The sequence below is a fragment of the Coprococcus sp. AF19-8AC genome (assembly GCF_003603115.1).
GTDB classification, from domain to species: domain Bacteria; phylum Bacillota; class Clostridia; order Lachnospirales; family Lachnospiraceae; genus Coprococcus; species Coprococcus aceti.
Map to the genome: position 1 here is coordinate 24,686 of NZ_QTMI01000005.1, position 25,666 is coordinate 50,351.

Below are 25,666 nucleotides of genomic sequence, written 5' to 3' on the forward strand. Positions count from 1 at the left end.
GTGACAATTTGTGTCACACCCTTACAAAACCCAACATTAGAGGATATACAGGCCAAGAAAAACCAATATACACATGTAATATTCAAAAAGAACATTTGCAGACCTGTAGGGGCTTTTGATGTGCTGAAGGGGTGAACGTTTTGTTCACTCCCCCTGAATCAGGGGAGTGCTTGATGACTGCCTAGATTTAATCTAGGCAGTGTTGCAGATGCGCTCCTTGTGTGTTCTGACCTTATTCCCATTTTTGGGAAAAAGGTGGATAAACTACTTCAGAAAACTTCAGTTTTACTACAGAAAACTACAGGTCAGATGTTAATAAATGTTAAGGTTCGAACCTATAACGAAGCTAGGGGGTACCCCGAATTAGGGCAGCCATAAAACATGTCAAAACATGTCATTAGAGAATATATACAGAGCTCCCCGAACGAATCGTTCTGTCAGGGTACAAGCGTACTTTAGGTACGGTTGTTCTAAGGTGTCATTAAAACGATGACACCCTTAATTGCTAACAAATGCTAACGTCAGAACGGAAAGGGTGCCCATACCCTCATTAGTAATGACCCCATCCCGGATGTTAACCAATGTTAACCTTATGATGGCAAATGATGGCATGAAATGTTAGTAAATGTTAGTCTAATGCTGACATTGAAAAAAAATATAAAAAAATTTTTACCTTATTAATAAATGGTTTTGAATGCTTTACATACACCTTTATATGTTTATGGTGTGCTATATCCTGTTTTTGTGTATTTTTGCCTGTTTGGGGCTCTGTTGACTTCTGGCGGTGAGTTGGATAGATTGGATATATCAAGCCCACCTAGGGCGTAAAACGAAGGGAGCGCAAGCACATGAATATTACTGGAATGAACCAGGGTAATACCGAAGATCAGGACGAGAAGAACGGCACCGGCTTATTTACACAGGAGCAGGTAAATGCCATTGTAAGCAAGAGGCTAAAGGAACAGAAGGCCGCCCTTGCTGCAGAGCTTGACCAGAGGGAGAAAGATATAAATAAACGAGAGATGGCAATCAGAGCGGCGGAACTGCTCAGTGAGAAAGGGTTAGATAAAAGCCTTGCATCTGTGCTCAAATACGACACAGAGGAAGAGTTAAAGACCGCTATAGATGCCATTAGCAATATACAGGGCATGAAAGCAGATCAGGACGGCAGCGGCAAGCCTGAGAGGCGTCATATAATCGAGAACAGACTGCCAGAGTTTAGGGAGAGCGTAGAGCCCGACCAGTTCAAGAAAGCTTTCGGCCTGGAATAGAAAGGGTTGATTAGATGGCTATAAATTTAACAGATAAATTTGAACCTTATGTTGATGAGGTATTTACAAGTGACAGCAAGAAGTCACTGCTTACAAATAACGATTTTGAGTTCTCAGGAGCGCACACAGTCAAGGTGTACAAGATCAGCACCGGCAGCATGAACGACTACGACAGAACCGGAACCGGCTCAGGTGTTGAGGGTTCCAGATATGGCAAGGTGGAGAGCCTGGACGCCACAACAGAGGAGTTCACACTGAAAAAGGACAGATCATTCACATTTGCCATTGATAAGCTGGACACAGACGAGACAGCGCAGCAGTTACAGGCAGCATCAGCATTATCAAGACAGCAGAGGGCTGTTGTAGTTCCTGAGGTAGATACATACACCTATGGAGTCATGGCAGCAGGTGCAGGAAATACACCGGCAGCCAAGGAGCTGACAATTGATAATATCTATGATGAGATCACCGCAGCCACCGAGGCACTGGACGACGCAGAGGTGCCAGAAACAAGCCGTGTGCTTGTTGTAACACCTGCAATATACCGCTTGATGAAGAAGAGCAAGGATATAGTGCTTGAAACTGAGGTTGGGGCAGATATGAGAGCTAAAGGCGTTATAGGTAACCTGGACGGCCTCACAGTCATTAAGGTACCAGCGGTAAGACTCCCGAAGGGGTTCGGCTTTATGGTGGCTCATCCGTGCGCTACCGTGGCACCTACGAAGTTAGAGGATTACAAGATCCATCAGGATGCACCAGGCATCAGTGGTGCACTTGTAGAAGGTCGTATAGTGTATGATGCCTTTGTTCTGGAGAACAAGAAGAAAGCTATATATTACCAGGCTGTGCCGGTGGCTTCACAGTCAACAGAGGGACACCAGTAAGGCAATAAATACGCCTATTCCTCCCCGTGGGGCGTATTTGACTATATATATTGTTTGTTGTAGAGCTCTCACAGTGCGTTGTGGGGGCTCTTTTGGTAAGGAGGCTTATAGATGACCAATGAAGAGCTTGTTGAGCTTATACAGAGCGGTGAGAACGTCACAAACAACATGGAGCAGTTATATAATCAGAATCATGGCATGATCTACAAGATTGCGAGAAGATACACCTGGGGGGCGTCCTTGGAAGATCTGATGCAGGAGGCTTATATCATACTGTATAAAGCTGCCATGCATTATGACAGGTCAAAGGGGGCCAACTTCTGCACATACATGATGATATGGCTTGATGGACAACTAAAAAGGTATGTCAGACAAACAAACCGCATTATCGGGCTGCCTATGTACAGGCAGGAACAAATATATAAATATAATACGATCAAGAGCATATACACACAGAAATATGGCCGAGAACCGTCACGGCGTGAATATGCGAACTATATAGGCGTTAAGCTGGAAGAGGTCGACAAGATAGAAGATATAATATATAGCACTGTAAAGAGCCTGGATAAGTCTATAGCAAGCGATGACGAGGATTCACACACTTTGAATGATATAGTAGGCAAGGAGTGCGAAGAATTGAACAATGCGTTGGATGATGCAGCAATGGCCGAGATCTGGGCGATTGCTGAGCGTGTATTATCTCCGAAACAGTGGGAAGTTATAGAAATGAAGTACAAGAATAAATGCACTATAAAAACCATGAAGGAAAAGCTGCAGAGTTCATACCAGGCAATCAACGATACAGAATATAGGGCATTATTGAGGTTAAAGCATAATGGAGCAGTGCAGAGCCTTGCGGAGAGTATGGGCATACCTATTTGACGATGTAAGTTGGACATACGTCGTCAATGCCCTGGTGATACTACAACGATACTAAAATAAAAAAATACTATGGAAAAATGGAAAAATCAGCACGGAAAAGCACGGAAATAAGCCATTTTAAAGGCTGTGGAAATGGTAAAAATATATTTATGGTTTGGGATGTACCTTTATGTGTATTGAGGACGGACGAAAAACTGCTCTCCAGTTTGGAAGGCCCCTTAGCATATATCTCCAATCACGCTAATCTTCCTTCGTTTCAGCTTGCTTATATTTGCACTGCGCTCTGCGCAGGAAAAGGGCGTCCCTGCGCACCGCTCCGGCAATAAGCGCTGAAACTCAGTCGATTACGCTACCGATTGGAGATATATGCTAAGGGGCATTATTCAAACTGGAGAGCAGTTTTTCTGATAGTGATAGAAGCTTATTTGCCTAGCCTTACTTTGACTGGTTTCCATATGCACTCGGCTCTGACTGCGATAAGGGCGTTTGCAGTCGCCGCCTCGGCAGGAAGCGTCGAAGCAAGGCAGTCTGCATTACCGATTGCCCACATATATCATGGGTTTTATTTTTGCCTGAAAATAGTTGACAACGATTGAATAGATTGTTCTATTTCTGTTACCGATAGAAGTTTATTACTTATATTGGATTCGATTTACGAGTAATTATATTTGCGGTTGATTGCAGCCATAAAGAATGGTATCTTTTAGGCAGATATAAACATGATGATTAAATATTATAATACGAGGAGGAAATTCTATGGACAGAGTAGAGAAAATGCTTGGCAGAATGAAAGCTGGTAAGTTATATAAATGTGTGGACTGGGATCCGGAGGGGAAGGCGAAGGATCTGGTTGATAAGTTCAACGGTGCTCCGAGGTCTGAGACAATGACAAGAACCGGCGAGTATCTCGGAAAATTATTCGCACACATGGGAAAGGAGTGTTACATAGAGCCGCCATTTTACTGCGACTATGGAACAAATATACATGTGGGAGACTATTTCTATGCAAATACAGGGCTGATAGTTCTGGATCAGTGTGACGTCATCATTGGAGATCATGCATTTCTGGGACCAAGGGTCAATATATACTGCGCATGTCATCCGATAGATGCGATGATCAGAAATGCCGGTGTGGAGCTTGGCAAGCCGGTCACAATAGGCGATAATGTATGGATCGGCGGCAATACGGTCATCAATCCGGGTGTGACCATAGGTTCAAATGTTGTCATAGGCTCAGGGGCGGTTGTCACAAAGGATATTCCGGATGGTGTGATAGCTGCTGGAAATCCATGTAAAGTCATAAGACCGATAACAGAAAAAGATAAGCAATATTGGCTTGAACAGGTAAAGGAATTTGAGGCAGACACAGGCGAGCAGGTCCCTGGAGAGGACATATGGTAAATTACAGATTTACTTTCAGCTATGATGGCACACGTTATCACGGCTGGGAGAGCAAGACAAATGCGGATACAGTGGAGGGGCGAATAGAGGCGGTCCTAACCAGGATGGTCGATGCAAAGGTCGATATCCATGGTGCAGGCAGGACTGATGCGGGAGTACATGCCAGAGCCATGGTGGCGAACGGAAGGCTAGAAACAGATAAGACTCCGGAAGAGATAAAAGATTATCTGAACAGATATCTGCCTGCGGATATCTGCGCGCTTGATGTTGCTGTGGCCGGGGACAGGTTTCATGCAAGGCTGAATGCAACCGGTAAAGTCTACGAATACACGCTGTATGTAGGTGCTGAGAAACCTGTATTTGATAGAAATTATGTGTGGTGTGTGCCACAGGGCAGTATACTTGATGTGGATGTGATGAAAAAGGCTGCATCGTATTTTGTCGGAAAGCATGATTTCAGATCTTTTTGTGGCAACAATAAGATGAAGAAATCCACGGTCAGAACTATATACGATGTGGATATAGTCAAGGAGGGAGACTACGTCCACATGAGATTCCATGGAAATGGCTTTTTGCAGAACATGGTGAGGATACTGACCGGAACACTGGTAGATGTTGGATATGGGAATATGAGTGCGGAGCATATTCCTGAGATCATAGCCGGGATGGACAGGCAGCTGGCGGGGCCTACGGCGCCTCCACATGGACTTTGCCTGATGAAGGTGGAATATGACTGAGTACAATTAAGAAAATGGGGTTAAAACAGATGATAAAGAAGCTTGGAACAAAGTACAGGATAAAATGTATTATTGGAGCAGTGATATTTGCAGCAATCGGAATCTCCGGTGTTGCTGCAGCAATGGGGGTAGATGAAGGATCGATATGGATAGGGCTTGGATCCGCGATGTTCCTCGCATTTGCGGCATGGTTTGTATCCCTGGCAATAAGGCAGAGCAACATAAGAGACGTACTGGATTACTGCAAGAAGAAGCCAAATCCTGAATATGAGATGGAGAGGATAGAGCAGTTTTACAGATCAGGTGCTGCAGTGAATGGCCTCAGATTAAATAACGAGTTCTTCATGTATATCAAGGGTGACACGGTGAATTTTGCCGAGACCAGGGAGCTTATGTGGGTATATAAGCTCATAACCCAGAACAAAGTGTACGGAATCAAGGCGGGTAAGTCTTACCAGATCGAGGTCAGGCTGAATGATGGCAGCGGAATGGCGCTTCCGATGAGGAAGGAGAAGGACTGTGATGACATCCTTGCATACATAGAAAGCATGGTTCCATACATAATAATAGGATACAACGATGAGATAAATAAGATATATAACCACAATCAGAAGGAACTGGAGAAAATGGTGGATGAGAGAAGACACCAGTACTTCCAGCAGGTTCCAATGAGATAGATAATGGCATGAGGTATATCTGTACAAAAAGGATGGTGGCATATGGGTATGGCGGATATTGACAGGCACAGCGGAATGGAGAAGCTGCGGGATATGCCTCAGGGAAGTCCGGAGGATGTGAAAATGCTCGGCCTGTTCATGGATGTGGGAGCCATGATGATCCGGAATGGCTCGGAGGTGAAGAGAGTGGAGGATACACTCAGACGAATGGGAGCTGCTTATGGAGCAGAGCGTATGGACGTATTTGCTATTACATCCACTCTGGTATGTACCATGAACATGCCGGATGGATCGGTGTGCTCCATGACCAGAGGAACCAGGGATGGGACAAAGACGGACTTCTGGAAGCTGGAGCGGATAAATGCCCTGAGCAGAGAGTATTGCAGACAGCCACTAGCCACTGAGGGCCTGAAAGAACGAATTGAAGAGATAGAGCAGGCATCAGCGCCGAGATTCCGGGTGTGCGTGGGAAGCGTGCTGGCGGCGGGAGCGCTTGCGGTATTCTTCGGCGGAACCATACTTGATGGAGCTATGGCGGCGGCATTTGCTGTGGGGATATGGCTGATGCAGATATATTTCGCCCCGATATGTACCAACAACATACTGTTTAATTTTCTGAGTTCATTTGTCACGGGTGTACTGATCGGACTGGCAGGGCACGTGCTTCCAATACATGAGGACAAGGTCATGATAGGAGATATCATGCTGCTGATCCCGGGGCTTGCGCTGACAAATGCAGTGAAGGACATGTTTGTAGGGGATACCATAACGGGAAGTCTGAGGCTGGTTGAGTCGCTGCTCTGGGCGGCGGCGATAGCGTGCGGATTTGCACTGGCGGTATTTATCACGATTTAGGAGGTGCAGACAAGTGCAGCAAACGATCATACAGGTTGTCACTGCTCTATTAGGTTCGCTGGGATTTGCTTTTATGTTCAATCTAGGAAAGAGAAATGTGATACCGGCGGCGGTCAATGGAATGTGCACATGGATAGTATACATTCTGGTCAGAAATATCATAGATGACGTATTTATCCCATCTCTTGCGGCAAGCCTGTGGGCTGCCATATATGCTGAGATAGCGGCAAGGATCATGAAAGCACCGGCAAATCAGTATCTCATAGTCGGACTTATCCCGCTTCTGCCGGGGGCTCCGCTCTATTACACACTGAGCGCGGCATTTGATTCAGACTGGAAGGCCGCAAGCGCATATGGCAATTCCACAATGCTGTTCGTGCTTGGGATTGCGGTGGGAATAAGCGCAGTCTGTGGATGTGATGACATAATAAGGAGGCTTAAGAACAAAAAGACTGAAAGCTTGAGTAAACACATATAAGGTGTTATGATACAGGTTAAGTGTTATATTAAGGAGATCGAGGGTTATGATTGAGAAGTATGGAAAAAAGCTGTTTATATTGCTTGGATGTGATGTAGTATATTTTATATTGTGGGTTATACCGGCCATAAGGATACCTGCTTCATCTGCGATTTTTACCGGACTTGGGCTTATGACCATGACGGCACTCAGCTTTGTTGAGGTTGAGGATGATACATTTGACAGGGTGACAGGTGATGAGAAGTGGTTTAAGATAGCCTTTCTGGTGGGAGCGGCACTCACGCTTGTGGGGATCATACTCCTGCTGATGTTTTTCAAATTCTAAATATAATGTGGATTACAGATCCCTTCCGTATGATTAGGTACATCATACGGAAGGGATTTTTTCGTCTTAAGAATATCTTAAAGTTCCCGGCAATTGTTTCTTAATGTACACCCATTTTACAATACATTATGAGCAGAGACATTTCTGAAGTTTAATGTGAAGGGAGGCAGAAAATGTCAGGAAATTCGTGGCGGAAAACTGCGCTGGTCATGTCTGTACTTGCCGTATGTGGCATATGTGGCTGTGAGAACAGGTCGAGCGGTGATGAGGACAGGACAGAATACATATATGGTGATTCCATTGAGGAGGATCATGGCGGAGGACTACTCGGTATAAGGCTTGGCGTTCCTGATAGCTGTGATCTAACATTTGATACCGGTCATTCAAAGCTTTCGGAGATAAGTCTTGTGGATGATGACATACAGGTTGCAAATGTGGACAGGGCGTATACTGTAAGCTTTGACAGGATGCGGATGGATACGTCGAGGATACAGGACATGGTGGAGAGTGTATTTGACAAAGACCAGGGAATATATTGCCGTGATGACGGCGACGAGAATATGACGAAGGAGGAGATACAGAAGGAGATAGACCTCATAGAGGTGTACAGGCAGCAGGCTCTGGAAGAAGGGCAGCAGGATGTTGCGGAGATATATGAGAGTGACATAGCAGAGACGAAGAGGCGGATGAAGGAAGCCCCCGATTCGTATACGCCGGTCAGAGAATATACGACAAATAAGATATACATAGGCCAGCATGACGGTGAACAGTACAGCCTGTGGATATCCGGGGATGACACAGCAGATGCATCTGGCAGGGTAAGCATAGTATATGAGCCGGCGGGTGATCAGGAGCAGAAATATCTTGCAGATGTGGAAGATGCAGTGATGACGGAGACCGCCGGGCAAAACTATTTTGGCGGCGATATTGAAGACCAGGAAAATAAATGTGGGATAGATGAAAATACAGCAGAGCATGAAGCTCAGGCATTTCTGGATAGGATGGGAATATCCGGAATGGCAAAATGCGGAAGTCAGGCTGTGGTGAGGTCGTGGCTGGACAGCGGATTTGAAATTATAAAAGCTGAAAAGAATGGGTACATGTTCGAATTTGGAATACAGATCGGCGGAGTGGATACTGCCTATATAGACCCGACAGGAGTGGATAACCTGAAGAATAAAAATGGTTACGTCATGTACGAAGGTGACAGGATATCCGTATGTGTGGATGACAGCGGAGTGTTTAATGTGAGAGCAATCTTAAGTACGGATACGGATTCATTTGTCAGGGAAAAGGTGGATCTCCTAAGCTGGGAAGATATGGTGAATAAGGCTGACGATAGCATAGCGGAATATTATGAAAAATATCATACCGACTATTCAGAGGTGCGGTTTAACAATGTGAAATTTATGTATGTTCCCTGTATACAGGATGGAGAAAATCTTGTGTACATACCGGCATGGGTACTGACCCAGTCTGAAAATAATGACATCTCAGAGGAGCATGGCACATACGATAATATAGTGCAGCTTGTGTACATAAACGCAGTGGATGGAAGCTGTGTAGATATAATTGAGACTGCAAAATGTCTTGAGACATGGTACGGAACAGACCCGGGGACTGGGGCAGGAACAAAAACCATATCAAAATAAATGTGCTGATATGGTCAGGTGAAATGTCTAATATATGAATATTTGCGAAATGACAAGGAGGAAAATAATCATGGGAAAGAGAGCGACAAGAATAGCGGCATGTGTGCTGGCAGGAGTGATGGCGATGCAGATGACAGGATGTGGAAATAAAAAGGTTGATTATACATTGGATGGAGAGTCGGGTTCGGCAAGTGGATACAGTGATGATGGCAGTAACGATGCGGGTGGCAGCCTTGCAAAGAGTCTGGGAATCCCGGAGAAGTGTGATGAGACATTTGATGTGGGCAATTCGGGCTTGTCAGAGATAAGCTGTTCCGGTTCGATAGATATTCCTGATACGGATTCCATGAAGAGGGTATATTACAGCACTATGAAGCTTGATGCTGCACAGATACAGAGCATTGTCGAGGGACTCCTGGACAAGTCCCAGGGCATATATATCCGCAAGGATGGAGTGCAGACCAAGGATGAGCTGAAGAGTATGATAGAGAGTACAGAGAAGTTCAAGAAGGAGGCTCAGGGTCAGGGGGATGATTCGTCGGATGCCTGGTATGATACCCAGATAGAGACATACAAGAAGCAGATGGCAGATGCACCGGATTCACTTCCTTTGCTGGAGAATTATGATGACCCGTATTCATCGTATACAGGCAAATATGGAGACAAGGAATATACGGTGAGTATATCACAGTATGGCGGTGAGGATGACAATACAGACGCAGGTGTGTATATATCATTTTACAAATCCGAGAGTGAGGAGAACAAGCTTTTGGATGGTGTGAGCGGCGCAACATACACCTATGTGACGGGCATCAGCAATGCCACAGACATAGATCTGACCAATGTCACAAATGAGAGCAAACTCACGGAGAACGATGCCATATCCCAAGCGATGAATTTCCTCTCAAAGATGGGGATAGACGGTATGGAGAGTACAAAGACAGAGCCGCTTGCCAGAATATGGTCGGATGACAATGGCGAGGTAAAGCAGACCAAGGTGAGTGGATACTCGGTAACGCTCAGCAGGTCTATATACGGAGCAAAGGAGAGAGAGGGCGAATTATATAACGTTGACAATCTCCAGACACAGAATGGCTATATGTTTGAGCCTGGTGACAGTGTAACATTAAATATTGATGATGATGGAGTTGTAGATATGTTTGCCCAGCTTTACACAGATCCTTCATCCCTGCAGGCGGAGGATGTGGAACTCATGAGCTGGAACGACATGATCGCAAAGGCAAATGAGGGCATTGCAACATATTATGAGAAATACCAGACCAGATATGGCAAGGTTCAGTTCAACAACGTGGCACTCAGATACATGGCGACAGCAGATGACGATGGAAAGCTCTGCTACATTCCTGCATGGATATTTACACAGAGCGAGGAGCTCCGGGGACAGGACACGGTAGGGGAGATATCCCAGATTATATGTATAAATGCAATTGACGGAAGCTGCATTGACATAGTGGATAATGCCAAGAATATGAAGTTGTGGGAGACGTATTAAATGGATTATTACATCTAAATCTATCAAAAATTACATTTGCATTAATTATCACAAATTAGGGTATATAATATGTTTTGGTGTTAGCTTGTGTAATTTATGTGCAGATGATATTATGAATGATAGGAGAAGTTGTGAGATTTGTTTATAATACATTTATCTTGGATAGGGCAGAATATGCAAAAATCTGCAGAGAAATAAATACGAATTATAGTAAATACGAAGGAAAAACATACGCAGTACATATTTCGTATGGAATAGATAATAAACCATATTGGTATTATTTTGAGAATCATGGATATGATAACTATAATATATATATGAGAATAGAAATGTAAGGGGGCGTAGTTATGGAAGAATTAAGAAAACTGCTCAACAATATAGATGATTCTTATTTTGAGTTTGTCTCGGCTATGGAGCATTATGCTCAGAAGAATGCAGCAAGATTAGAAATGCTCACTGCTTATATCAAAAGAAATCCAGGCGTAAAATCCGCAGATGTTATAAAGTTTGTTTCGGATCAGCCGGATTTTGCAGATGATGCCGCTTACATGAGGGTATGCTAGATATTGTAGTTATAAGAAAGTAATAAAAATACAGACAGTCAATTGTTTTTTGAGGTCACTTCATTCACAATTGTGCTGTCTGTATTTTTATTTGAAAGTATCAGTTTTAAGCTGACTAATTCTACAGGTGAAGGACTCTGTCCTTGATCTCCTGTGTACGTCCCTGATTCCAGAACTGGGTTCCGATATAACCGCAGGTACGTCTTGCAACGAAGAGAGTGTTCTGGTCGCGGTTGCCGCAGTTAGGGCACTCCCACACCAACTTGCCATAATCGTCTGTCACGATCTTAATCTCGCCGTCATAGCCACATTTCTCACAGTAGTCGCTCTTGGTGTTGAGCTCTGCATAGAGAATGTTGTCGTATATGAACTTCATGACTTCAAGGACTGCGTCTATGTTATTCTGGAGGTTTGGAACCTCAACATAGCTGATGGCGCCGCCCGGTGACAGCTTCTGGAATTCTGACTCAAACTTCAGCTTGCTGAAGGCGTCTATGTGCTCGGTTACATGTACGTGATAGCTGTTGGTTATGTAATTCTTGTCTGTTACGCCCGGGATGATGCCGAAACGCTTCTGCAGATTCTTGGCAAATTTATAAGTAGTGGACTCCATAGGTGTTCCGTATACGGAATAGCTGATATTCTCAGCGGCCTTCCACTCAGCACATTTGTCGTTGAGCTTCTGCATTACAGCGAGCGCAAATTTCTTGCCTTCCTCGGATGTATGTGTTTTGCCGATCATACGGACACACATTTCGCAGAGACCGGCATAGCCAAGGGAAATAGTTGAGTAGCCGCCGAAGAGCAGCTTGTCAATCTTCTCGCCTTTCTTAAGTCTTGCCAGCGCACCGTGCTGCCACAGTATAGGAGCGACATCTGATATGGTTCCGAGCAGTCTTTCATGTCTGCATCTGAGTGCCTTGTGACAAAGCTCAAGACGCTCGTCCAGGATCTTCCAGAATTTGTCCATGTCGCCGTATGATGAACATGCCACATCAACAAGATTGATGGTCACGACACCCTGGTTAAAACGTCCGTAATATTTGCGGGATCCATCAGGATTCCTGATGCCGTCCTCCTTTGTAGGAAATGATCTGCAGCCCATGCATGGATATACGTCGCCGTCCTTCATCTCTCTCATGACTTTGGCGGAGATGTAGTCAGGAACCATACGTTTTGCGGTGCATTTGGCGGCAAGCTCAGTCAGATACCAGTATTTGGAATCTGTGGTGATGTTGTCCTCGTCCAGAACATATATGAGCTTAGGAAATGCCGGAGTGATCCAGATTCCCTTCTCGTTCTTAACTCCTTTGATCCTCTGATTCAGGACCTCCTCTATGATGAGTGCCAGGTCATCCCTTGTCTGTCCCTCAGGAACCTCATCCAGGTACATGAACATGGTGACAAATGGTGCCTGTCCGTTACATGTCATCAGGGTGATGAGCTGGTACTGTATAGTCTGTATTCCACTTTTGACCTCGTTCAGAAGTCTCTTCTCTGTTATCTTGTCGATAATGGCATCATCAAGGGATTCGCCACAGTCCTTGCGCTCCTCGATGACCTGTGCACGGAGCTTCTTCCTGCTAACATCCACAAATGGTGCCAGATGAGACAGGGTAAACGTCTGCCCGCCGTACTGGTTGCTGGCAACCTGTGCCACGATCTGCGTGGTGACGTTGCATGCCGTGAAGAAGCTGTGCGGCTTCTCGATCATGGTCTCACTGATCACTGTTCCGTTCTGCAGCATATCCTCAAGGTTGATGAGGTCACAGTTGTGCTCCTTCTGAGCGTAGTAGTCAGAATCATGGAAATGTATGATTCCGGCCTCATGTGCCTCAACTATATCCTCAGGCAGAAGCATTCTCTTGGTCAGATCTTTGGATACCTCACCGGCCATGTAGTCACGCTGTGTCGAGTTGATCACCGGATTCTTGTTGGAGTTTTCCTGATTGACTTCCTCGTTCATATGGTCTATGAGCGCAAGGATTCCGTTGTCCGTGGTGTTGGACTTACGTGCGAGCTCTCTCTTGTAACGGTAACGCACATATTTCTGTGCAACCTCATATCCTCTCATCTCCATGATACCGGTCTCGACCATATCCTGAATGTCCTCCACGTGAACTGCGTGGGACATTGATTCTATCTGTTTCTCCAGGTTGTCCGCGATGGCGTGAACCTGATATTCGTTGAGCTGGTGGAGTTTGTCAACCTCATTGTTGGCAGCTTTGATGGCATTCTCGATCTTTGACAGGTCAAATGTCACCTCTTCTCCATTCCTTTTGATTACGTGTACGTGTGTTTTAGCTTCCTCTGACACAGCAATAGCCTCCCTCAAAATATGTGAACACAATATATTTGGTGGAAATAATGTGAAGCACCCACTAGATATTGTGCTCTGTTATTATAGTCATCACAAATGATATTGTAAAGATGAAAAATGTGCTTTTACACAATAAAAATCCCGTGAGGCGCATAAACCTTGACAAATTTTGAGAAAAAATTTTTGAGGGCTTCCAAAGCCTTGACAAGCAACCATAAAAAGTGATACACACTTATATGAATACAATTTCTAACAGGTATTAATACAAATATCAAGGAGATAAAAAAATGCAGGAATTAAAGCCAATCAAAGAAGGTAAGGTACGTGAGATTTATGACAATGGAGACAGCCTGATCATGGTAGCTACAGACCGTATAAGCTGCTTCGATGTCATCCTCGACAATGTAATTTCCAAGAAGGGGACAGTTCTGACACAGATGTCAAAGTTCTGGTTTGACATGACGCAGGATATTCTTCCTAACCACATGATCTCAGTTGATGTAAAAGATATGCCTGAGTTCTTCCAGCAGGAGAAGTTCGATGGCAACAGCATGATGTGCAGAAAGCTTGAGATGCTTCCAATCGAGTGTATCGTTCGTGGATACATCACAGGAAGCGGTTGGGCAAGCTACAAGGAGAATGGCACAGTATGTGGAATCAAGCTCCCAGAGGGATTAAAGGAGTCTGATAAGCTTCCTGAGCCTATCTACACACCATCAACAAAGGCCGAGATTGGCGATCACGATGAGAATATATCATATGAGCAGAGCATTGCTCACCTTGAGAAGTACTTCCCTGGCAAGGGCGAGGAGTACGCTTCAAAGCTCAAGGAGTACACCATCACACTTTACAAGAAGTGTGCAGAGTACGCACTTACAAGAGGAATCATCATTGCAGATACAAAGTTTGAGTTTGGTCTCGATGAGAATGGCAATATCGTTCTCGGCGATGAGATGCTTACACCTGACAGCTCAAGATTCTGGCCAGCAGATGTATATGAGCCAGGTCATGGCCAGCCATCATTTGACAAGCAGTTCGCACGTGACTGGCTGAAGGCTAATCCTGACAAGGGCTGGAAGCTTCCAGAGGATGTCGCTCAGAAGACTATTGACATCTACCTTGAGGGCTATGAGAAGCTTACTGGCAAGCCACTTGGAAAGTAAATCCTACACTATATAGCATCAGACTGTTATATTATTAAGAATAAGACTTCCGGCGTAATGATGTGCCCGGGAGTCTTATTTTTGTGTTTTTACGCTTCCCAGGCTGTGCTCTTTAAACGGTATTTTGAAACTGCGCTGCACTAGAAGTACAAGAGGTTCTGAATCCTGGTAAAACGGTACGCAGGAAATGAAGTATATTGATTAAAATGGCATTAAATGATAAAGTAAAAAATAAAAGTTATATACGGCAATTTTATAAACTAAATTTGTGAGACACTTATAAAACCAAGGACAGTTTTGGATTTAGATCTAAAAAATTTCTCTGCGCAAAATGGAAATTTTATTATTAGAATGGGGACCTCACTGGATAACGGATACAGTTATCCAACTCCGATATACTATTGTGATTTTTTTCTATATCCTGTGGCTTTTCTATATTATATGACGTTTTTACCACTTATAGTTGTTGGGGTATATCTTATTTATAATAGTAAAAAGCCGCGCATTAATGAGTGGATATATTTGGCGTTGGGAATGTCTGGGATTATATTGAGTCATGTATTGACCTGCGAGATAGTAGTCGTAAATCTTATTATTTTATGTATAGTTTTATTAAAAAGAACATTAAAAAAAGAAAGAATTATGGCATTCATAAAAGCTGCCATAATGTGCTTAGTACTTACAATTTGGTATTTGCTTCCATTTATTGATTACTTCGTAAGCCAGGAAACCATAGTACAGGCTGGGGATTTAAGACTTTTAGATAATAGCTCACAAGAAATAATAGACATATTTCAGCTGTTTGCTCCTGGAAATGAAGGTTGGAAGTGCATCACTTTAGGTGTAGCTTTAATTTTATCTTTGGGGATTACATTATATCGCCTATATAAATACTCTTCCAAAGAAGGTAATGAAAAAGCAATTTTTTGTATAAAAATCTTCAGTGCGTTTGGTATTGTAAACACATTATTCATATGTAAATTTTTCCCATGGGGTAGTATCCAGCAAATTCTGGGAATAGATGGATTAGGGTATCAGGTTGGAAGTATTCAGTTTTCATGGAGATTTGATTTCAGATTATCATAAAAACAAAGGAGATGCATATTTAACAATAAAAAACGATAGCACAATAGATGATGCGATTGTTCAAGTGCCTATTTTTAATTATAAGTATTATACGGTATTTGATAAAAATAATAAGAAATTAGATTTGGTTGGTTCTGTAAATAATTGTGTGACATTCAAGGTACCACCAAGATATAATGGAACATTAACTATAGGATTTAGAGAGCCGATAAGCTGGAGAATTTCAGAAATAATTTCAGCTATAGGTTTTATAGTTGCATTATTTATTGGTATAAAATTACTCGTTGCGAAGAGAAGAAAAAATATTAGATAAGGAGAATGTGTGATGATTAGTTTAATAGTTCCTTGTTATAATGAGCAAGAATCACTACCGATTTTTTATGATGAAGTAACAAAGGTAGTAAGAAATATGGGGGTAGAATATGAGCTATTGCTCGTAAATGATGGTTCAAAAGATAAAACATTGGAAATAATGAGGGAGCTTTCTGCAAAAGATGAACATGTTAAGTACCATTCTTTCTCAAGAAATTTTGGCAAAGAGGCTGCAATGTATGCGGGCTTTTGTAATGCAAAGGGGGATTATGTAGCTGTTATGGATGCTGATATGCAGGATCCACCATCATTGTTACCACAGATGTTAAAAATTCTGGAATCCGGAGAATACGACTCAGTAGCTACAAGGCGGGCTGATCGTAAAGGCGAGCCAAAAATCAGAAGCTGGTTTGCCCGTAAGTTTTATCAGATCATTAATAAAATATCAGATGCCGATATTGTGGACGGAGCAAGAGACTTCCGTCTTATGAAGCGCGAAATGGTCGATGCCATAGTGGAAATGGGCGAGTATAATAGGTTTTCAAAAGGCATATTTGGGTGGATCGGTTTCAATACATATTGGCTGCCGTATGAGAATATTGAAAGAGTTGCCGGTGAGACTAGCTGGAGTTTTTGGAAACTGCTGAAATATGCAATAGATGGCATTATTAATTTTTCACAAGCTCCTCTTTCAGTGGCCTCTTGGTTTGGAATGGCAATGACTTTTGTGGGCTTTTTAAGCCTTATTTTGGTGATAGTCAGAAGATTGGTATTCGGAGATCCTGTTGCCGGATGGGCATCTATAATATGTGTAATCATATTTATAGGTGGAATACAGCTTTTCTGTTTAGGAATAATGGGGCAGTATATAGCTAAGATGTACTTGGAAACAAAAAAGAGACCACACTATATAATATCTGAAACGAATGACAAGAATTCAAAGAAGGTTAATTAGCAATGAAAAAAAAGGATATTTTTGATAAAATATTTGAACTTCCGGGGCTAAGAGTATTTGAACCACTATATAGTAAGTATAAAGAAGTGATTTTATATTTAGTATTTGGAGGATTAAGTTTTATAGTAAGCATTTGTACTTATGCACTATTTAATGTGTATTTGGGTATCAATGAGTTGATAGCGAATATTTTATCGTGGATAATTACTGTATTATTTGCTTTTTTGACAAATCGTATATGGGTTTTTGATTCTCCTACAAGTGGTGTGCAAGACTTTCTGAAGCAGATGGCAGCCTTTTTTGGTGGACGAATAATTACATTGGTAGTAGAAGAAGTAATTCTATTAGTATTTATATCTATACTTGGTTTTGATAGTATGGTAGTTAAGATTGTTGCACAGATTATCGTTATATTACTTAATTACATCATAAGTAAGTTGATTATATTTAAGAAAGACTAAACAAGATGAAAGCCAAATGTAAGGAGGAATTCATACATGAAGAATATGCTGCGTGTGGCGGCCGTTACGCCGAAGGTTCATATCGGAAGTGTCAGCGGAAATGTCAGAGAGATAATGGATATATATGAAGAGTATAAGGATGCTGCGGATGTCATAGTGACGCCAGAGTTGTCTATCACGGGATATACCTGTGCGGATCTGTTTGAGAACAGAAAGCTCATAGATGGCGCGAGAAGAGGTCTTCTTCAGCTTGCCATGGCGACTTGTACCGGTCAGTCGGCACTGGTGGTCGGTCTGCCATTTGAGGTGGACGGGGAGCTGTTCAACTGTGCGGCGTTCCTGCAGGGCGGAAGAGTCATGGCCATCGTGCCGAAGACTTACCTTCCAAACTATGGCGAGTTCTACGAGAAGAGATGGTTCTCAGCCAGAAAGTATGATGCGGTGATGGTAAATCTCATGGATCCGGAAGATGATGGAGATGAGCTTGAATATGATGGCAGCAGGGCTGTTGGCAGTGAAGTGCTGTTTGGCAATAATGTGATGATAGATATGGGCAGCGGAGACCAGAGAGTAAAGCTTGGTATAGAGATATGTGAGGATGCCTGGACGCCTGTGTCACCGGGAAGACTTCTCGCCATGGCGGGAGCAGAGGTCATACTCAATCTTTCCGCGTCAAATGAGGTCATCGGAAAGGCTGCATACAGGCACAAGCTGATAGGAAGTGTGTCGTCGGACTGCCTGTGCGGATATGTGTATGTGTCGGCGGGAATGTACGAGTCCACATCGGATCTGGTATTTTCAGGACACAATCTGATGTACGAGAACGGCAAGCTCCTCGGCGAGGTAAAGCCATTTGAGGAAGGGGTGCTGATAAGGGATATAAGTCTCACCAAGATCAGACACGACAGGATAGCAAACAAGTCATTTGCCGACTGCAAGCGTGATTTCGCATTCAGAAAGTATGAGACGGTGGTGTGCGATACCCCACTCATGGACAAAGGAAATGTGCTCATGAAGGTGAAGATGACACCATTTGTCCCATCGGGAAATAAGCTTGAGAGGTGCATGGCGATATTCAAGATGCAGGTTGCCGGACTTCAGAGAAGGATAGAGGCGACCCACTGCAAATGTGTGGTCGTGGGAGTGTCAGGCGGACTTGATTCCACACTGGCTCTGCTGGTTTCGGCACAGGCGGTGAAGAATGCGGGACTTCCATCTACAACTGTCGTGGGAATCACCATGCCGGGATTTGGAACGACAAACAGGACGAAGAATAATTCTACGGAACTCATGAGACTGCTCGGCTGTGACAGCAGAGAGATAAGCATAGCTGCATCGGTGAGACAGCATTTTGCCGATATCGGACAGGATGAGAGCGTGCATGACATAACTTACGAGAACTGTCAGGCGAGGGAGAGAACACAGATACTCATGGATGTCGCCAACAAGGAGGGTGGATTCGTGGTTGGAACCGGAGATCTCTCGGAGCTGGCACTTGGCTGGTGCACCTTCAACGGCGACCATATGAGCATGTATGCTGTGAATACAAGTATACCAAAGACTCTGGTGCGCTCACTTGTGAATGAGGTTGGACACTTCATGGAGGTGGATGGATTTGAGGGCATCGCGCCGATCATAGACGATATCATAGACACACCGGTCAGCCCGGAGCTGCTTCCACCGAACCCGGACGGAACCATCGCGCAGAAGACGGAGGACACCGTGGGATCATACATCCTGCACGATTTCTTCTTATATTATACACTTCGATATGGAATGTCCCCTGAGGAGGTAAATGAGTTGTGCAAGGAGGCTGTAAGACAGAGTGACGAGTACAATTTCTCAGACAGCGAGATCGACAAATGGCAGAAGGTATTCTACACGAGATTCTTCCGCCAGCAGTTCAAGAGGAACTGTATGCCGGATGGCGTGAAGGTCGGAACCGTATCGGTCAGCCCGAGAGGAGATCTGAGACTGCCGTCTGAGATAGAATTTGAGGACTTTTTGTAGACATTTGCCTGGGATAGTTATTAATATGGCAGAATCATAATAGCATACCAATCAGGGGTCGCTCCCGCTTAACTCAGCCTGCAACGGTACTAAGGTGCCGCCTGTTGCGCCACCTAAGGACCGGCGGCATCGTATTCCCCTGATTTGGTAGTGCTATTATGATTTTGCCACAATATAGCATACAAAGACAAATGTCTACAAAAGTCGTGTATATATTTTATATGAATAATATAATTTAGGAGGACAAAGAAATGCCATTTATAGATTCAAAGGTTACAGTGAAGATGAGCGATGACCAGAAGGAGACTCTCAAGAGCAGTCTCGGTCAGGCGATAACAACGATGAACAAGACGGAGAGCTACCTTATGGTCGGCATCAACGATGGATACGACCTGTTCATGGGCGGAAAGAAACTTGATAAGGGTGCATATGTGGAAGTCAGCGTATTCGGTGATGTGACTCCTAAGGCATGTGATGCCATGACAGGAAAGATCTGCGATATATTTGCAGATGTACTTGGAATCCCGGGAAATGCGGTGTACGTGACTTACCACGGCGTACATGACTGGGGCTGGAACGGCGGTAATTTCTGATGTGGGAGATAGAAGTCCTTGACGCTCTCCAGAATATACATACCCCATGGCTTGACAAGATCATGGTGGCGATCACATCCCTTGGAAATGCGGGAATACTGTGGATAGTGCTGGCGGCTGTGCTGCTGATCATTCCAAAGACGAGGAAGGCAGGGCTGTGCATGGCCATCGCACTTATCCTTGATCTTCTCATAACCAACTGCCTGTTAAAGAATCTGGTCGCCAGGACAAGACCATATGATGTGGCGAATTTTACAGATCTGATAGTGAAGAAACCAAAGGATTATTCCTTCCCATCGGGACACACGGCGGCATCATTTGCGGCTGTCACGGCGTTGTTCATGAGGAAAGAGAAGCTTTTGGGCAGTATAGCATGTGTTGTGGCTGTGTTTATTGCTTTTTCAAGGATGTATCTGTATGTACATTTTCCGACGGATATTCTGGGTGGTATAGTGGTAGGAGTGGCATCCGGAGTGGCAGCAGGATTTATACTTAGAGCGATTGATAAGAAGCTTGCAGCCAGGGCGGCAGGTACAGATATAGAAAATCAGTGAAAACCAGATTGTGAGGATAAAGATTTCCATGAGCAACATGATTTGGCGAGTCGTTGGTTTGGAGAAATACAATCATGAGTGGTAGACAGTTTTGAAGACATTGACTTTGGAGATTCAGGAATATCTTGAAAAAGAGCGGAAATTACATATTAGATCTCTATAAAATGAGGCATATGGACTAAAAAGATGTTCATATGCCTTATTTTAATATGTCTTTAAATACTTTAAATACACAGAAATTTCACAAACAAAACGCCTCTGTATACTATTGACATTAAAAAATAGAAGTATTAATATTTATGCAACTTGCGTCAAATCACACATAGCTGACGATCAGATATCGCATATCATAAATCAAATTCCTGATTTTGTGCATCTGAGGATTCTGTCAGCATTTCAAACTGAAACAAGGAGGAAATAGAATGATCAAAACATTGCTTGGTCAGGTGGGCGAGTACAAGAAGGACTCGATACTTACACCTGTTTTTACGGCGGCAGAGGTCTTCATGGAGATCCTCATTCCATTTGTGACCGCCAAAATAATTGACGAAGGAATCAACGGACAGGACATGAGCAAGGTGTATATGTATGGCGGACTCATGCTTGTACTGGCTTTCCTAAGCCTTTTCTTTGGAGTGATGGCGGGCAAATTCGCTGCCAGCGCATCGACGGGATTTGCATGCAATCTGAGGGAGGGCATGTACAGGAACGTACAGGAATTTTCATTTACAAATATCGACAAGTTCAGCACCGCCAGTCTTATAACACGTATGACGACTGATGTGACAAATGTACAGAACGCGTACCAGATGCTCATACGAATCGCAGTCCGTGCGCCACTCATGCTCATTTGCAGTATGATAATGTGCTTTACAATCAACGTGGAGCTGTCACTTGTATTTGTGGCAGCACTTGTGGTTCTTGCATTTGGATTGTTCTTCATCATATTCAAGGTAACACCTATATTTGACGAGGTGTTCAGAAACTATGATAACCTGAATGCCAGTGTTCAGGAAAATGTATCAGCGATAAGAGTTGTAAAGGCATTTGTCAGGGAAGAATATGAGGATAAGAAGTTTGGGAAGGCAGCAGAGGTTCTTGCGGAACTGTCCATAAAGGCTGAGAGTCTGCTGGCTTTCAACAATCCTATCATGATGTTTGTCATCTTTACATGTATGATGCTCCTGTCGTGGATCGGAGCACACTTCATAGTCAGTGGTAGCATGACAACTGGAAATCTTACATCACTTTTCAGCTATGTCATGAGTATGATGATGTCGCTGATGATGCTGTCCATGGTATTTGTCATGATCTCCATGAGTATGGCAAGTATGAGACGAATATCTGAGGTCCTTGAGGAGACACCTACCATGACCAATCCTGATGAGCCGATCATGGAGGTCCCTGATGGAAGAATAGATTTCAACCATGTGGACTTCGTGTATAAGGCCGGAAGTGCGGAGGATACACTGAAAGATATAGATATTCACATAAAATCCGGTGAGACGGTCGGCGTGATAGGTGGAACCGGATGTGGTAAGTCGACATTTGTCAATCTGATAAGCAGACTGTATGATGTGAAACCGGACGGTGGTTCGGTCTGTGTCGGAGGACATGACGTGCGTGATTACGATATGGAGGTCATCCGAAATGAAGTGGCGGTTGTGCTCCAGAAGAATGTGCTGTTTTCGGGTACGATACTTGATAACCTGAGATGGGGCAAGGCGGATGCCACGGAGAATGAGTGCCGTGAGGTGTGCGAGCTTGCCTGTGCGGATGAGTTCATAGACAGGATGCCGGATGGATATAACACCTGGATCGAGCAGGGCGGAAGCAATGTGTCTGGTGGTCAGAAGCAGAGACTCTGTATTGCCAGAGCGCTGCTCAAGAGCCCGAAGGTACTCATTCTCGATGATTCCACAAGCGCAGTTGACACCGCTACGGATGCGAAGATCAGGCAGGCATTTGCAACCAAGATACCGAACACCACCAAGATCATCATATCCCAGAGAATATCAAGTGTGCAGGATGCTGACAGGATCATAGTTCTGGATAACGGAATGGTCAGCGGCTTCGACACACATGAGAATCTGTTAAAGAACAACACGATATATAAGGAGATCTACGACGTACAGATGTCTGGCGGCGGTGATTTCGATGAGAAGATGAATTAATTATGAAGGAAAGGAGGCAGTGTAATGACAGGAAATACAGAGAAATACAGTGAAAATAAGATGGATGATAAAGTGGATGCAGGGCTGAAGAGACCTGGAAAGGATCAGGGCAAAAATCCCATGAAGGCACTTGGAAGGCTGATCAGATATATTCTTAAGGAATACAAGCTGGCATGTATTACGGTTGTGGTCAGCATACTTATATCGGCGCTTGCGATACTGAGTATATCGATGTTCATGCAGAAACTTATCGATGTATATATTGAACCGATGATGAAACAGAGCTCACCTGATTATGGTCCCCTGGCCCACAGGATGCTGGGGCTTGGACTTATACTTGTGCTGGGAATAATCTGCGCATACGCGTACAACAGGATCATGGTAAATGTGACTCAGGGAACCATGAAGAGGCTCAGAGTTCAGCTCTTTGAGCGAATGGAATCTCTTCCGATATCTTTCTTTGACACACATGCACATGGAGATATCATGTCGGTGTACACCAATGATGTTGACACACTCCGTCAGGTCATAAGTCAGAGTATGCCGCAGCTTATCAACTCAAGCATCACATTTATCTCAACACTCATTGCGATGATAGTTCTTGATATACCGCTCACGGTGCTGTCAGTCGTCATGGTACTTATCATGATAAAGGCGACGTCGAGCTTGGGCGCGAAGTCGGGAAGATACTTCATGAAGCAGCAGCAGGATCTTGGAAAGGTCAACGGCTATATAGAGGAAATGATGAGTGGACAGAAGGTTGTCAAGGTGTTCTGCCACGAGGAAAAGGCATATGATGATTTCTGCAAGTTGAACAGATCTCTTCAGGACAGCGCCTACAAGGCCAATATGATAGCCAACATCACCATGCCGGTGAATGCAAACCTTGGAAATATAAGCTACGTTCTTTGCGCAGTGCTGGGAGGTGTACTTGCAGTAAATGGCTGGTCAGGTCTTACCATAGGAACGCTTGTGGCATTCCTGACGCTTAACAAGAGCTTTACGATGCCGGTGACGCAGATAAGCCAGCAGATCAACGCCATAGTCATGGCGGCTGCCGGAGCTGACAGGGTATTTACCATGACAGACGAGAAGCCTGAGGAGGACGAGGGCTATGTTGAGCTGGTAAATGCAAAGAAGGATGCAGATGGCAATCTCACAGAGACTGAGGAGAGGACCGGACTCTGGGCTTGGAGACACAGGCATGAGACTGGCGAGATCACATACAGGGAGCTCACAGGTGAGGTTGAATTTGAGAATGTTGACTTCGGTTACAATCCGGATAAGATTGTTCTTCACGACATCAATATGTATGCAAAGCCTGGTCAGAAGATAGCATTTGTCGGAAGTACAGGTGCGGGCAAGACGACGATAACCAATCTGATAAACAGGTTCTACGATATACAGGACGGCAAGATAAGGTACGACAATATCAACATAGGCAAGATCAGAAAGCCGGATCTCAGACGAAGCCTTGGAATAGTGCTTCAGGATACACATCTGTTCACAGGAACAGTCATGGACAACATAAGATATGGCAAGCTGGATGCCACGGATGAGGAGTGCATCAAGGCTGCAAAGCTTGCAAATGCTCACGATTTCATAAAGCGACTTCCTGACGGTTATAACACAATCCTTACTGGCGATGGTTCAAACCTCAGTCAAGGACAGAGACAGCTTCTTGCGATTGCAAGGGCAGCGGTTGCGGATCCACCGGCATTGATCCTTGATGAGGCTACATCATCCATCGATACGAGAACTGAGGCCATGGTATCAAGGGGAATGGATGCCCTCATGGAGGGAAGAACGTCATTTGTCATAGCGCACAGACTTTCCACGGTCAAGGATGCAGACTGCATCATGGTCATGGAGCAGGGACGCATCATAGAGAGAGGCACCCACGACCAGCTCATAGATATGAAGGGCAGATATTATCAGCTGTACACTGGCAAGAAGGCCGTAGCTGGGCAGGCGTAAGCCGAATTGTTTATAAAAAACAGAAAATTACTTGCAATTTAAAAATATTTGTGCTACCATAAGGGCAATTAATGGTAGTCGCAGTTAAGCTCAACGAGATGAAAGTTTCGTTGGGCTTTTTATTTTCGTAAGGAGGGGCCCGCGTAAGCGGGAGGAATCCTTGCAGAGGAAGCGCACTGATGTGCGCGCAGGTCATCAAGCTACGCTTGACGACATGTTGCGAAGCACGCATGCGCCTGCGCGAAGCGCTTTTGAATGCGCATGCTCAATATTATTTTCGTAAGGAGGAAATTATTATGCCACAAAACAAATTACAGGAATTCGTATTCACAACAATCATGGCCATGTTCATGGTCTATGGAATGATCTGCTACAATGTAGCATTAAGCACAGGAGGTTTCACCAATCAGACATTTGTCATGGCACTTCATGAGATGCCGATCATGTGGCCGATAGCTATAGTGCTTGAGCTTTTCGTGGTTGGAAAGCTTGCACCAATGCTTGCATTCAAGATCGTGAGACCGACTGACAGACCACAGGTGATAACCTTCATGATATCATTCTACATCTGCATAATGATGTGTCCAATCATGAGCCTTATAGCAACTGTTTTGTTCAAGGATTCACCAAGTGTTGGTACACTTATCCAGACATGGGGAATGAATCTCCCTGTTGCACTGCTCTGGCAGCTCTGCTATTGCGGACCGCTTGTGAGATTGATATTCAGAACCATATTTAAGAAACAGCTTTCGGGAGCAGGATGCGCCGAGACATCAAATGAGCCACAGCCAGAGGCTTAACCAAAAGTGTAGACAAAGCCCGC

Annotated in this window: 25 protein-coding genes; 24 read left to right on the forward strand and 1 reads right to left on the reverse strand. The window is 44.2% G+C overall.

Annotated elements, in window-relative coordinates:
- Window positions 1-848: 848 nt before the first annotated feature.
- From DWX57_RS11775 to DWX57_RS11835, 13 genes are all read left to right on the forward strand, one after another.
- Entirely contained in the window at window positions 849-1,271 is a 423-nt protein-coding gene (locus tag DWX57_RS11775; RefSeq protein ID WP_120124362.1) for a hypothetical protein, read from the forward strand.
- Between the two features lie 14 nt (window positions 1,272-1,285).
- Complete coding sequence (locus DWX57_RS11780; RefSeq protein ID WP_118649796.1) at window positions 1,286-2,155, forward strand: hypothetical protein; 870 nt, start codon at window positions 1,286-1,288, stop codon at window positions 2,153-2,155.
- A 111-nt stretch (window positions 2,156-2,266) separates the two neighbouring features.
- Window positions 2,267-3,037, forward strand: a complete 771-nt coding sequence (locus DWX57_RS11785; RefSeq protein WP_120124364.1) for a sigma-70 family RNA polymerase sigma factor — start codon at window positions 2,267-2,269, stop codon at window positions 3,035-3,037.
- Window positions 3,038-3,793: 756 nt separating this feature from the next.
- Window positions 3,794-4,438 (forward strand): sugar O-acetyltransferase, encoded by a 645-nt coding sequence (locus DWX57_RS11790; protein ID WP_120124367.1) that lies wholly within the window; start codon window positions 3,794-3,796, stop codon window positions 4,436-4,438.
- Window positions 4,432-5,175, forward strand: a complete 744-nt coding sequence (gene truA, locus DWX57_RS11795; protein WP_120124369.1) for a tRNA pseudouridine(38-40) synthase TruA — start codon at window positions 4,432-4,434, stop codon at window positions 5,173-5,175. Before DWX57_RS11790 ends, truA begins: the two co-directional genes overlap by 7 nt.
- Before the next feature lie 29 nt (window positions 5,176-5,204).
- Window positions 5,205-5,852: a DUF6709 family protein gene (locus DWX57_RS11800; protein ID WP_117551062.1), complete on the forward strand. Its 648-nt coding sequence runs from the start codon at window positions 5,205-5,207 to the stop codon at window positions 5,850-5,852.
- A 42-nt stretch (window positions 5,853-5,894) separates the two neighbouring features.
- On the forward strand, window positions 5,895-6,707 hold the full coding sequence (locus DWX57_RS11805) for a threonine/serine exporter family protein (protein ID WP_117551007.1): 813 nt from the start codon (window positions 5,895-5,897) through the stop codon (window positions 6,705-6,707).
- 13 nt (window positions 6,708-6,720) lie between these two features.
- The gene (locus tag DWX57_RS11810) at window positions 6,721-7,185 is read left to right on the forward strand and encodes a threonine/serine exporter family protein (RefSeq protein ID WP_055222929.1); all 465 of its coding nucleotides are present in this window, start codon (window positions 6,721-6,723) and stop codon (window positions 7,183-7,185) included.
- Between the two features lie 46 nt (window positions 7,186-7,231).
- Entirely contained in the window at window positions 7,232-7,510 is a 279-nt protein-coding gene (locus tag DWX57_RS11815; protein ID WP_120124372.1) for a hypothetical protein, read from the forward strand.
- Window positions 7,511-7,683: 173 nt separating this feature from the next.
- Window positions 7,684-9,162 (forward strand): DUF6034 family protein, encoded by a 1,479-nt coding sequence (locus DWX57_RS11820; RefSeq protein WP_120124374.1) that lies wholly within the window; start codon window positions 7,684-7,686, stop codon window positions 9,160-9,162.
- A gap of 70 nt (window positions 9,163-9,232) precedes the next feature.
- A complete protein-coding gene (locus tag DWX57_RS11825; RefSeq protein ID WP_118649792.1) occupies window positions 9,233-10,675 on the forward strand; it encodes a DUF6034 family protein in 1,443 nt (480 codons plus the stop codon).
- A gap of 116 nt (window positions 10,676-10,791) precedes the next feature.
- Window positions 10,792-11,010: a hypothetical protein gene (locus tag DWX57_RS11830; protein ID WP_118649791.1), complete on the forward strand. Its 219-nt coding sequence runs from the start codon at window positions 10,792-10,794 to the stop codon at window positions 11,008-11,010.
- 12 nt (window positions 11,011-11,022) lie between these two features.
- On the forward strand, window positions 11,023-11,238 hold the full coding sequence (locus DWX57_RS11835) for a hypothetical protein (RefSeq protein ID WP_015533594.1): 216 nt from the start codon (window positions 11,023-11,025) through the stop codon (window positions 11,236-11,238).
- A gap of 121 nt (window positions 11,239-11,359) precedes the next feature.
- Here the strand turns inward: DWX57_RS11835 and nrdD are convergent, their stop codons facing one another.
- A complete protein-coding gene (nrdD, locus tag DWX57_RS11840; protein ID WP_022216859.1) occupies window positions 11,360-13,555 on the reverse strand; it encodes an anaerobic ribonucleoside-triphosphate reductase in 2,196 nt (731 codons plus the stop codon).
- 290 nt (window positions 13,556-13,845) lie between these two features.
- Between nrdD and DWX57_RS11845 the strand changes: the two genes are divergently transcribed.
- The 11 genes from DWX57_RS11845 (at window position 13,846) to DWX57_RS11895 (ending at window position 25,643) form a co-directional block, all read left to right on the forward strand.
- A complete protein-coding gene (locus DWX57_RS11845) occupies window positions 13,846-14,721 on the forward strand; it encodes a phosphoribosylaminoimidazolesuccinocarboxamide synthase (RefSeq protein ID WP_004850368.1) in 876 nt (291 codons plus the stop codon).
- Window positions 14,722-15,018: 297 nt separating this feature from the next.
- Window positions 15,019-15,807, forward strand: coding sequence for a hypothetical protein (locus DWX57_RS14250; protein ID WP_133300888.1), 789 nt, complete (start codon window positions 15,019-15,021; stop codon window positions 15,805-15,807).
- Entirely contained in the window at window positions 15,761-16,120 is a 360-nt protein-coding gene (locus DWX57_RS11855) for a hypothetical protein (protein WP_207666524.1), read from the forward strand. The genes DWX57_RS14250 and DWX57_RS11855 overlap by 47 nt, the downstream gene beginning before the upstream one ends.
- Window positions 16,121-16,132: 12 nt before the next feature.
- The gene (locus DWX57_RS11860; protein ID WP_117550995.1) at window positions 16,133-17,074 is read left to right on the forward strand and encodes a glycosyltransferase family 2 protein; all 942 of its coding nucleotides are present in this window, start codon (window positions 16,133-16,135) and stop codon (window positions 17,072-17,074) included.
- A gap of 2 nt (window positions 17,075-17,076) precedes the next feature.
- Entirely contained in the window at window positions 17,077-17,535 is a 459-nt protein-coding gene (locus DWX57_RS11865) for a GtrA family protein (RefSeq protein WP_119998053.1), read from the forward strand.
- Between the two features lie 36 nt (window positions 17,536-17,571).
- Window positions 17,572-19,545, forward strand: coding sequence for an NAD(+) synthase (locus DWX57_RS11870; RefSeq protein WP_120124381.1), 1,974 nt, complete (start codon window positions 17,572-17,574; stop codon window positions 19,543-19,545).
- A 251-nt stretch (window positions 19,546-19,796) separates the two neighbouring features.
- Window positions 19,797-20,138, forward strand: a complete 342-nt coding sequence (locus tag DWX57_RS11875; protein ID WP_015533597.1) for a phenylpyruvate tautomerase MIF-related protein — start codon at window positions 19,797-19,799, stop codon at window positions 20,136-20,138.
- A complete protein-coding gene (locus DWX57_RS11880; protein ID WP_199669326.1) occupies window positions 20,138-20,692 on the forward strand; it encodes a phosphatase PAP2 family protein in 555 nt (184 codons plus the stop codon). Before DWX57_RS11875 ends, DWX57_RS11880 begins: the two co-directional genes overlap by 1 nt.
- Before the next feature lie 422 nt (window positions 20,693-21,114).
- Window positions 21,115-22,866, forward strand: a complete 1,752-nt coding sequence (locus DWX57_RS11885; protein ID WP_015533601.1) for an ABC transporter ATP-binding protein — start codon at window positions 21,115-21,117, stop codon at window positions 22,864-22,866.
- Window positions 22,867-22,926: 60 nt separating this feature from the next.
- A complete protein-coding gene (locus DWX57_RS11890; RefSeq protein ID WP_207666527.1) occupies window positions 22,927-24,843 on the forward strand; it encodes an ABC transporter ATP-binding protein in 1,917 nt (638 codons plus the stop codon).
- 296 nt (window positions 24,844-25,139) lie between these two features.
- Window positions 25,140-25,643 carry a DUF2798 domain-containing protein gene (locus DWX57_RS11895; RefSeq protein ID WP_120124385.1) on the forward strand — a complete coding sequence of 168 codons (504 nt, stop codon included), beginning with the start codon at window positions 25,140-25,142 and terminating at the stop codon, window positions 25,641-25,643.
- Window positions 25,644-25,666: the final 23 nt, after the last annotated feature.

Bases quoted from the DNA above. Each gene is read 5' to 3' on its own strand.
- DWX57_RS11805 (WP_117551007.1), top strand. From the start codon at position 5,895: ATGGGTATGGCGGATATTGACAGGCACAGCGGAATGGAGAAGCTGCGG.
- truA (WP_120124369.1), top strand. From the start codon at position 4,432: ATGGTAAATTACAGATTTACTTTCAGCTATGATGGCACACGTTATCAC.
- DWX57_RS11790 (WP_120124367.1), top strand. From the start codon at position 3,794: ATGGACAGAGTAGAGAAAATGCTTGGCAGAATGAAAGCTGGTAAGTTA.
- DWX57_RS11815 (WP_120124372.1), top strand. From the start codon at position 7,232: ATGATTGAGAAGTATGGAAAAAAGCTGTTTATATTGCTTGGATGTGAT.
- DWX57_RS11835 (WP_015533594.1), top strand. From the start codon at position 11,023: ATGGAAGAATTAAGAAAACTGCTCAACAATATAGATGATTCTTATTTT.
- DWX57_RS11820 (WP_120124374.1), top strand. From the start codon at position 7,684: ATGTCAGGAAATTCGTGGCGGAAAACTGCGCTGGTCATGTCTGTACTT.
- DWX57_RS11890 (WP_207666527.1), top strand. From the start codon at position 22,927: ATGGATGATAAAGTGGATGCAGGGCTGAAGAGACCTGGAAAGGATCAG.
- DWX57_RS11875 (WP_015533597.1), top strand. From the start codon at position 19,797: ATGCCATTTATAGATTCAAAGGTTACAGTGAAGATGAGCGATGACCAG.
- DWX57_RS11885 (WP_015533601.1), top strand. From the start codon at position 21,115: ATGATCAAAACATTGCTTGGTCAGGTGGGCGAGTACAAGAAGGACTCG.
- DWX57_RS11785 (WP_120124364.1), top strand. From the start codon at position 2,267: ATGACCAATGAAGAGCTTGTTGAGCTTATACAGAGCGGTGAGAACGTC.
- DWX57_RS11845 (WP_004850368.1), top strand. From the start codon at position 13,846: ATGCAGGAATTAAAGCCAATCAAAGAAGGTAAGGTACGTGAGATTTAT.
- DWX57_RS11895 (WP_120124385.1), top strand. From the start codon at position 25,140: ATGCCACAAAACAAATTACAGGAATTCGTATTCACAACAATCATGGCC.
- DWX57_RS11780 (WP_118649796.1), top strand. From the start codon at position 1,286: ATGGCTATAAATTTAACAGATAAATTTGAACCTTATGTTGATGAGGTA.
- DWX57_RS11825 (WP_118649792.1), top strand. From the start codon at position 9,233: ATGGGAAAGAGAGCGACAAGAATAGCGGCATGTGTGCTGGCAGGAGTG.
- DWX57_RS11830 (WP_118649791.1), top strand. From the start codon at position 10,792: ATGATAGGAGAAGTTGTGAGATTTGTTTATAATACATTTATCTTGGAT.
- DWX57_RS11865 (WP_119998053.1), top strand. From the start codon at position 17,077: ATGAAAAAAAAGGATATTTTTGATAAAATATTTGAACTTCCGGGGCTA.
- DWX57_RS11870 (WP_120124381.1), top strand. From the start codon at position 17,572: ATGAAGAATATGCTGCGTGTGGCGGCCGTTACGCCGAAGGTTCATATC.
- DWX57_RS11860 (WP_117550995.1), top strand. From the start codon at position 16,133: ATGATTAGTTTAATAGTTCCTTGTTATAATGAGCAAGAATCACTACCG.
- DWX57_RS11800 (WP_117551062.1), top strand. From the start codon at position 5,205: ATGATAAAGAAGCTTGGAACAAAGTACAGGATAAAATGTATTATTGGA.
- DWX57_RS11880 (WP_199669326.1), top strand. From the start codon at position 20,138: ATGTGGGAGATAGAAGTCCTTGACGCTCTCCAGAATATACATACCCCA.
- DWX57_RS11775 (WP_120124362.1), top strand. From the start codon at position 849: ATGAATATTACTGGAATGAACCAGGGTAATACCGAAGATCAGGACGAG.